The 8744-nt window shown below is 69.9% G+C and carries 8 protein-coding genes; all 8 read right to left on the bottom strand.

The features are described from left to right. Nucleotides 1-651, bottom strand: a 651-nt coding sequence (locus VED21_RS22395) for a glucose 1-dehydrogenase (RefSeq protein WP_324886193.1), incomplete at its 3' end; no start/stop codon positions are given. A 139-nt stretch (nt 652-790) separates the two neighbouring features. After that, nucleotides 791-2230: an aldehyde dehydrogenase family protein gene (locus tag VED21_RS22390; RefSeq protein ID WP_324886192.1), complete on the bottom strand. Its 1440-nt coding sequence runs from the start codon at nt 2228-2230 to the stop codon at nt 791-793. Nucleotides 2231-2241: 11 nt separating this feature from the next. Continuing rightward, entirely contained in the window at nt 2242-3516 is a 1275-nt protein-coding gene (locus tag VED21_RS22385; protein WP_324886190.1) for a TRAP transporter large permease, read from the bottom strand. A 4-nt stretch (nt 3517-3520) separates the two neighbouring features. Further along, entirely contained in the window at nt 3521-4066 is a 546-nt protein-coding gene (locus VED21_RS22380; protein ID WP_324886188.1) for a TRAP transporter small permease, read from the bottom strand. 139 nt (nt 4067-4205) lie between these two features. Further along, nucleotides 4206-5183 carry a TRAP transporter substrate-binding protein gene (locus VED21_RS22375; protein ID WP_324886186.1) on the bottom strand — a complete coding sequence of 326 codons (978 nt, stop codon included), beginning with the start codon at nt 5181-5183 and terminating at the stop codon, nt 4206-4208. Between the two features lie 15 nt (nt 5184-5198). Then, a complete protein-coding gene (gene denD / locus VED21_RS22370; protein WP_324886184.1) occupies nt 5199-6128 on the bottom strand; it encodes a D-erythronate dehydrogenase in 930 nt (309 codons plus the stop codon). Next, nucleotides 6125-7408, bottom strand: a complete 1284-nt coding sequence (gene otnK / locus VED21_RS22365; protein WP_324886182.1) for a 3-oxo-tetronate kinase — start codon at nt 7406-7408, stop codon at nt 6125-6127. The genes denD and otnK overlap by 4 nt, the downstream gene beginning before the upstream one ends. Beyond that, nucleotides 7408-8208 carry a 2-oxo-tetronate isomerase gene (gene otnI, locus VED21_RS22360; protein ID WP_324886180.1) on the bottom strand — a complete coding sequence of 267 codons (801 nt, stop codon included), beginning with the start codon at nt 8206-8208 and terminating at the stop codon, nt 7408-7410. Before otnI ends, otnK begins: the two co-directional genes overlap by 1 nt. Nucleotides 8209-8744: the final 536 nt, after the last annotated feature.

The following is an 8744-nucleotide window of genomic DNA, read 5'->3' as shown; positions in this document are numbered from 1 at the left end:
GGGCAGGGACAGGCGGCCCAGCGGGATCGTCGCCTTGAACTGGGCGCGCTTCTCCGGCGTGTCCTCGCCCATGAACAGGTGCAGCATGCCGGTCTCGCCGGCCACCGGGTTCAGCGCGCACACACGGATCCGGTCGGGCGCCAGCTCCACCGCCATGGACTTGGTCAGCGTGATGGCCGCCCCCTTGGAGCCGTTGTACCACGTCAGCCCCGGACGCGGCCGCACGCCGGCCGTGGAGGCCACGTTCAGGATCACGCCGCCGCCTTGGCCCCGGAAGACCGGCACCGCGTGGATGGCGCTGAGGTAGATGGACTTCACGTTCACGTCGTAGACGCGGTCGAACGTTTCCTCGTCCACCTCCAGCATCGGCTGGTTGCGGTGGGTGTAGCCGGCGTTGTTGACGACGATGTCCAGGCGGCCGAAGGCGTCGACCGCCGCCTGCACCATGGCCTTCACGTCGGCCGAAACCGACACGTCGGCGCGCACGGCAGTGGCGGCGGCACCCACCGCGCCGGCCACGCGCTTGGCGGCGTCCTCGTTGATGTCGGCGACGACGATCTTCGCCCCTTCGGCGGCGAAGCGCTTGACGATCCCCTCGCCGAAGCCCGATCCGCCGCCGGTGACGACGGCGACCTTGTTCTGCAGGCGCATGCTCTGTCCTCCACTTTCTTCTTGTCATACCGGCGGCGCTTGATCGCTTCCATCGAGCGCCGCCGGTCAAACCCGGCAGCCCCTTGCACAGCAAGGGGCGAGAGGGTGATACGGACGACGCCTTCAGGCGTCGTCCGTATCAGTCGTGCTTGATGGCCACGGTCTTCACGGCGGAGAAGCCGTACAGCGCCTCGAAGCCCTTTTCGCGGTTGAAGCCGCTCTTCTTCATGCCGCCGAAGGGCAGTTCCACGCCGCCGCCGGCGCCGTAGTTGTTCACGAACACCTGACCCGCGTGCAGCTTCTTCGCCATGCGCAGCTGCCGCCCGCCGTCGCGCGTCCAGACGCCGGCCACGAGGCCGAAGGGCGTGCCGTTGGCGATCCGGACCGCCTCCGCCTCGCCGTCGAAGGGGATGGCGGCGAGTGCGGGGCCGAACACCTCGTTCTGTTCGATGTGGCAGCCGGGCTTCACGTCGCCGAACAGCACCGGGGCCACGTAGAAGCCGCCCTTGGGGGCGCCGTCGACGATGCGCCCCTCGGCCAGCACGGGGAAGCCGCCGTCCTTCGCCGCGGCCACCATGCCGGCGACGCGGTCGCGCTGCCTGGCGTTGATCAGCGGGCCGACGTCGTGGTCGTCCAGCGCCGGGCCGACCTTCAGCGCCTGGAAGCGTTCGGCGATCATGGCGGTGAAACGGTCGTAGATGGGCCGTTCGATCAGCACGCGGCTGCCGGCCGAGCAGGTCTGCCCGGCGTTCTGCACCGAGGCGCGCACGACGAAGGTCAGCGCCTGATCGAGGTCGGCGTCGGCGAACACCACCTGGGGCGACTTGCCGCCCAGCTCCAGCGTCACCGGCACGATGTTGACGGCCGCCGCCTGCTGCACCAGCACGCCAACCTCCTGGCTGCCGGTGAAGGAGACGTGGTTGATGCCCGGGTGCGCGGCCAGCGCCGCGCCGGCCTCCTCGCCGTAACCGGATACGATGTTGAGGGCGCCGGCCGGGAATCCCGCCTCGTGCGCCAGACGGCTGAGGTACAGCGTGGTCAGCGAGGCGTCCTCGCCCGGCTTCACCACGCAGGCGTTGCCCATGGCGAGTGCGGCGCCGACGCTGCGGCCGATGATCTGCAGCGGGTAGTTCCACGGGATGATGTGGGCGGTGACGCCGTGCGGCTCGCGCAGCGTCATCACCGTGTAGCCGTTCAGGTACGGGATGGTGTCGCCGTGCACCTTGTCGGCGGCACCGCCGTAGAACTCGAAATAGCGGGCACAGGCGGTGACGTCCGCCTTGGCCTGGGCCAGCGGCTTGCCCACGTCGCGGCTCTCCAAAACCGCCAGTCCGTCGGCGTTCCGCAGGATGAGGGCGGAGAGCTTCAGCATCAGCCGCCCGCGCTCGGCCGCCGTCAGGGCGCCCCAGTCGCCGTCGAGTGCGGCGCGCGCGGCCTCCACGGCGCGGTCCACGTCGGCGGCGGTGCCGCGCGGGATGGCGGCGAAGGTCTCGCCGGTCGAGGGATCGACGCAGGGGATCGTGTCGCCGCCGATGGCGTCGACGAAGCGGCCGCCGATCAGGAGCTTGGTTTCCATCATCTCTCAATTCCTCAATAGACGAGGCTGCGGAAGAACAGCGGCACCTCGGGCACGTAGGTGATGACCATCAGGCAGGCGAGGATGACCAGGACGAACGGCACCAGCCGGCCGATGATCTGCTCCAGGCTCAGGCCCGCCACCTGGCAGGCGGCGAACAGGTTCACGCCGAAGGGCGGCGTCACCATGCCCAGCGCCAGATTGACGATCATGACGATGCCGAAGTGCACGGGATCGATGCCGAAGTGCATGGCCACCGGCGCCAGGATCGGCGCCAGCACGATGATCGAGGCGGAGGTCTCGACGAACATCCCCACCACGAACAGGAACAGGTTGACCGCCAGCAGGAACAGCCACGGGCTTTCGATCGCCGCCGCGATCCAGGCGCCGATGGCCGCCGGCACGCCGGCCCGCGTGATCAGGAAGCTGAACAGCCCGGCGGCGGCGATGATGAACATGATGACGGCCGACGACAGCACCGATTTGCGCAGGATCGGCCCCACGTCCCGCCAGCCGATGGCGCGGTAGACGAACATGCCGACGATGAAGGCGTAGAACACCGCCACCACCGACGCCTCCGTCGGCGTGAAGACGCCCTGGTAGATGCCGCCGATGATGATCACCGGCATGATCAGCGCCAGCGCCGCGCGCTCGGTCGCCTTCAGGAAGCCGATGTTGCCCTCCGCGTCGTCCTTGCCCCAGCCGTTGATCTTGCAGGTGACGTAGGTGAACAGCGTGAGCGCCCCGCCGATCAGCAGGCCCGGCCCGATGCCGGCGATGAACATCTCGCCGATCGACACCTCGGCCGACACGCCGTAGAGGATCATCGGGATCGACGGCGGGATGATGACGCCCAGTTCGGCCGAGGTGGCCTGCAGCGCGGCCGCGAACTCCTTCGGGTAGCGGTGCTCGATCATCGCCGGGATGATGATGGCGCCGATGGCGAAGGTGGTCGCCACGCTGGACCCCGACACGGACGCGAAGATCATGCAGGTCAGCACGCAGGAGCAGGCGAGCCCGCCCTGGATGTTGCCGACGATCGATTTGGCGAAGTCCACCAGCCGGCGGGAGATGCCGCCCGCCTCCATCAGGTTGCCGGCCAGGATGAAGAAGGGCACGGCCATCAGCGGGAAGCTGTCGATCGAGGTCATCAGCTTCTGCGCCACCACGATCAGCGGCATGGTGGTGAAGAAGGCGATGCCGCCGACCGACGCGGCCACGATCGCCACGGCGATGGGCACCGACAGCGCGAAGAGCGCCACCATGACGAAGAGCATGAAGCTGGTCATGGCGCTACACCTCGTACACTTCCTGGGGGGCGGCCGGCGCGGTGCCGGTGCGGCGGACGGCGGCGATCTCCTCCGCCGCGCGGGCGACGACGCCGACCATGGACAGCACCGCCCCCACCGGGATGGCGGCGTAGACCATGGCGATGGAGATGCCATCGCCGGTGAAGGGGTTTTCCACGCCGGCCAGCATCTGGAACTTCACGCGGCCCGCCATCTCCCACCCGGCCCAGGCGATCACCGCCAGCACGCCCAGAGACAGCCCGGAAATGGCGGCGACCAGCAGGATGCGGGCGGTGCCGTGCAGGCGCTGGTGCACGAACTCCACCGCCATCAGGGCCCCCTGGCGGAAGGCGACGGCCACGCCCAGGTAGACCATCCAGATGTCCAGCGAGCGCGCCGTGACCTCCGACCAGGTGGAGGGTTCGGAGAAAATGAAGCGCGTCACCACCTGCCACAGCGACACGCAGGCGGCCAGCACCAGCAGCGTCATGGCGGCGCGCATGGTCCAGCGCATCAGGAAACGTTCGATCGCCGACAGGGCGGTGAGCATGGGGCACTCCTCGGGGCGGCGGAGTTCCCTCCCCCGCCCCGGGGGAGGGTTAGGGTGGGGGTAAAATCAAGGATCCTTGCCTTTACCCTCACCCGACGCCTTCGGCGTCACCCTCTCCCGGGGCGGGAGAGGGGAGTCTTCAGTACTGGTAGTTCTTGATCTCGTCGATCTTCGCCTGGCCGAACTTCTTGGCGTATTCGGCGTAGGCTGGCTTCAGCGCCTCCTGGAAGGCCTTCTGGTCGACGTCGGTCACCACCTGCATGCCCTGCTTCTTCAGTTCCTCGACACCGTTTGCGGCGTCGTCCTCGGCCTTCTGGCGCATGGCCTTGGCGCCGACCATGGCCGCCTGCTTGAACCAGCCCTTCTCCTGCTCCGACAGCTTGTTCCACACGGCCGGCGACAGGATGATGAGGGCGGGGGAGTAGACGTGCTGGGTCAGCGACAGGTGCTTCTGCACCTGGCTGAACTTCGCCGACAGGATCACGCCGATGGGGTTCTCCTGCCCGTCCACGGTGCCCTGCTGCATGGCGGTGAACAGCTCGGGGAAGGCCATCGGCGTGGGCAGGACGCCGATGGTCTTGAAGGCCGTCATGTGCACCTGGTTCTCCATGGTGCGGATCTTCAGGCCCTTGGCGTCGTCCGGCGTCTTCACCGGGTGCTTGGAGTTGGTGAGGTTGCGGAAGCCGTTCTCGCCCCAGGCCAGCGCGATCAGCCCGTGCTTGGGGAACTGGTCCAGGATGCGCTGGCCGATCGGGCCGTCCAGCACCGCATGCGCGTGCTTGTAGTCCTTGAACAGGAACGGGATGTCGGTGATCAGCGTGTCGGGCACGAAGTTGCCGACCGGGCCGGAGGAGGTGATGACGATGTCCACCGTGCCGATCTGCGCCCCTTCCACCATCTCGCGCTCGCCGCCCAGCGCGTTGGCGGGGAACTGCTTCACCGTCCACTTGCCGTTCGACAGGCGCGCCAGCTCCTCCCCCATCGCCGTGGCGCTGGCGCCGTAGTGCGAGGTGGGGGCCAGCGAATAGCCGGCCTTCAGCTCCTCGGCCTGCGCTCCGGCGGCGGTGGCGAGGCCGAGCGCGAAGACGCTTCCCAGCACCAGCTTCTTCAGGAACATGCTTTCCTCCCAATGTCAGTTTAGTTTGTCTTCTTCGATATAGGCGCGCACCACCGCGCCGATGCCGGCGTCGCGGCGGAAACCCAGGCGGTCGGCCCGCGTCGTCCGCATGCTGCCCGGCCAGCTGCCGACGATGGCGGCGATGCGCGCGTCGGGCGTGTGGTCGATCAGCGTGGAATCGCCGCCGGCCGCCTCCAGCGCCGCGATCATCTCCGCCACCGTGGCGGTGATGCCCGGCAGGTTCAGCGTGCGGTCGTCCTCCCACGCCTCAGGCGGCAGGGCGTGCGCGTGCAGCAAATTGTCCACCACCGTGCGCGGGGAGGAGAGCCAGAGCGGCAGCGCGACCGGCACCGGGCACGTGGCGCGTTCGCCGTTCAGCGGCTCGCGGATGATGGAGCTGGCGAAGGAGGACGCGGCCATGTTCGGCTTGCCCGGCCGCACCACCACGGTGGGCAGGCGCAGAGCGCACCCCTTGACGAAGCCCTTGCGGGAATAGTCGTTGACCAGCAGCTCCCCGATCGCCTTTTGCGCGCCGTAGGAGGATTGCGGGCGGGCCGGCGTGTCGTCCTCCACCACCGGCGGGGCGTGGCCGAACACGGCGACGGAACTGGCGAAGACGAAGGCGGGCGGCGTGCGCAGCACGCGGCAGACGTCCAGCAGCGCGCGGGTGCCGTCCACGTTGACGCGCATGCCGAGGTCGAAGTCGGCCTCGGCCGCCGAACTCACCACGGCGGCGAGGTGGAACACGCTGTCGGGGGCGAGGTCGCGCACCTGCTCCTGCACCGCGGCGTCGGTCAGGTCGCCGATGATGGCGGAGGCGCCGGCCGGCAGCGGCCCGCCCGCCTGCACGTCGAGCAGCACCACGTCCCGCGCGCCCCTGGCCAGCAGCCGGTGCGCCAGCTTGCGCCCCAGGAACCCGTTGCCGCCGGTGATGAGGGTGGTCATGGCATGCACTCCCCGGGCATGGCTTCAAGGGCGTCGTGGAAGAAGTCTTCGCCGCCGAAGTTGCCGGACTTCAGCGCCAGCGCCAGCGGCACCGCGCCCAGGCTGACGGTGGCCGGCACGCCCGGCGCGATCTCCGCGCCGATGCGCAACGCCTGCACCCCCAGCGCCTCGACCACCGCGCCCGAGGTCTCGCCGCCGGCCACGACGAAGCGGCGGGCACCGGCCTGGGCCAGCGCGGCGGCGAGGCGAGCGAAGGCCTGTTCCACGGTGCGGCCGGCGTCCTCGCGGCCGAAGCGGTCCTGCACGGCGCGCACGGCGTCCGGCGGCGCGGAGGAGGCGACCAGCACCGGCGTGCTGCCCAGATGCCCGCGCGCCGCCGCCACAAGGTCCGGCACCACGTCCGTTCCGGCCAGCAGCACGGCCACGTCCAGCCGCAGCACCGGGTAGCGGCGTCCGGCGGCCTCCACCTGCGCCAGCGTGGCGGGGGAGCAGCTGCCGGCCAGCAGCACCGCCGGGCCGTCGACGGCCGGCAGGGCGGTGGCGTTTCGCCCCTCGGCCAGCCCGGCGCGAATGAAGTTGGTGGCAAGACCGGCGGCGAGGCCGGAGGCGCCGGTGACCAGGGGCAAGTCGGCGCAGGCCTCCCCGATGGCGGCGAGGTCGCCCAGGGTCAGCGCGTCTACCACCGCGGCCCCCACGCCGGCGCGTTGCAGCACGCCGAAGGCGGCGCGCACGGCGTCCGGCCCCTGCGCCACCGTCTGCCAGTCCACCAGACCGACCTTGGTGCGGCTCTGCGCCTGCAGGACGCGCACGAGGTTGGCGTCGCGCATGGGGTTGAGCGGGTGGTCCTTCAGCGGCGATTCGTGCAGCGGCTGGCTCCACACGAACAGGTGCCCCTGGTAGACGGTGCGCCCGTTTTCCGGGAAGGTCGGGCAAGCGACGGTGAAGGCGCCGCCCGTTTCCGCCATCAGCGCGTCCATGACCGGGCCGATGTTGCCGCGTTCCGTCGAATCGAAGGTGGAGCAGTACTTGAAATAGCATTGCCGGGCGCCGAGCGCCTTCAGCCGCCGCCATGCCTCCACCGACTGGCGCACGGCCTCGGCGGGCTTGATGGAGCGGCTTTTCAGCGCCACGACGATCGCCTCGGCGTCGGCCGGTGCCTGGGCCAGCCCGTCGATGCCGATGGTCTGCACGGTGTGCAGCCCGGCCTTGGCCAGCGTGTTGGCGAGGTCCGACGCCCCGGTCACGTCGTCGGCGACGCAGCCCAGAAGGACGCCGGCCATCACGCACCCCCCGGATGGCGTTCGGCCAGATACGGCTTGGCCCAACCCAGACCGGCCAGCGTGCCGGCCTTCGGCCGGTACTCGCAGCCGACCCAGCCGGCGTAGCCGATGTCGTCCAGTACGCGCAGCAGGTAATGCGGGTCGCACTCGCCGCCGTCGGGCTCGTGCCGGTCGGGGACGCCGGCGATCTGCACGTGGCGGATCACCGGGGCCAGCCGGCGCAGGCGGGTGGTGAGGTCCCCCTCCATGATCTGCGCGTGGTAGAGGTCGAACTGCAGGCCCAGGTTCGGGGCGCCGACACGGGCGATGATCTCCGCCGCCTCGCCGGTGGTGCGCAGCAGGTAGCCGGGCATGTCGCGGTCGTTCAGCGGCTCGATCACCAGCGTGCGGCCGTGGTCGGCGGCGCGGTGCGCGGCGTGGGCGAGGCGTTCGGCGTAGAGGTCCAGCGCCGTCGCGCGCGGCAGGCCGGCCGGCGGGATGCCGGCCATCAGGTGCAGCGTCGGGCAGTCCAGCGCCTGGGCGTAGATCAGCGCGCGTTCGACCGATTCCACGAAATCCGTTTCGCGGTCGGCGAGGCAGGCGAGGCCGCGTTCACCGGCCGCCCAGTCGCCGGGCGGCATGTTGAACAGCACGACCTGCACGCCGGCCGTTTTGGCGGCCTCGGCCACGTCTTCGGGCGGGTGGTCGTAGGGGAACAGGAACTCCACGCCGGTGAAGCCGGCCCGCGCCGCCGCGGCGAAGCGGTCGAGGAACGGCACCTCGTTGAAGAGCATGGTGAGGTTGGCGGCAAGGCGCGGCATGCTACGCCCCCGCCGTGGCGGCCCGTTTGGGGGCCATCGTGCGGGGCGCGGCCGGATTCCGGGCGCGGGTGGTCTCGTGCGTCATCGTCCTCCCCGGCGGGTGCTTGGGCGTGCCCCGCTCTGGTCCCATGCCGTCGTTCTCGCGGCGTTTGGCAGAGTGTCGGCACGATTGCGCGGACCGTCAAGCGGTATCACCACTCGCCCGTACCAATTGCCGCGTCGCACAAAATTCACTGGACCTGCTCGTAGGGCATACGCCTTATGTCCGGGATACCGAACGCCGTGTCGGATTTGCGGACAGGTTCCCGGCCGAAGAACGTCGGGAATTCAGGCAATCCGCCGGCTCAACGAAGCGGCACGCGCCTTGCTGTGATGCAGCGAAACGGCCTGCGGACGGGCCGGCGGCCAACAAATGGAGACCATCACCCATGAGCTTTCGCGACCGGACGGACTTCACCGGCAAGCGCGAAAGCTCATGGGTGATGGTCTCCATTTGTTGGCCGCCGGCCCGTCCGCAGGCCGTTTCGCTGCATCAC

The organism is Azospirillum sp., assembly GCF_035627195.1.
GTDB lineage: Bacteria > Pseudomonadota > Alphaproteobacteria > Azospirillales > Azospirillaceae > Azospirillum.
The sequence above is the reverse complement of the archived record's forward strand: the minus strand, read 5'-3'. Positions and strand labels throughout refer to the sequence as shown.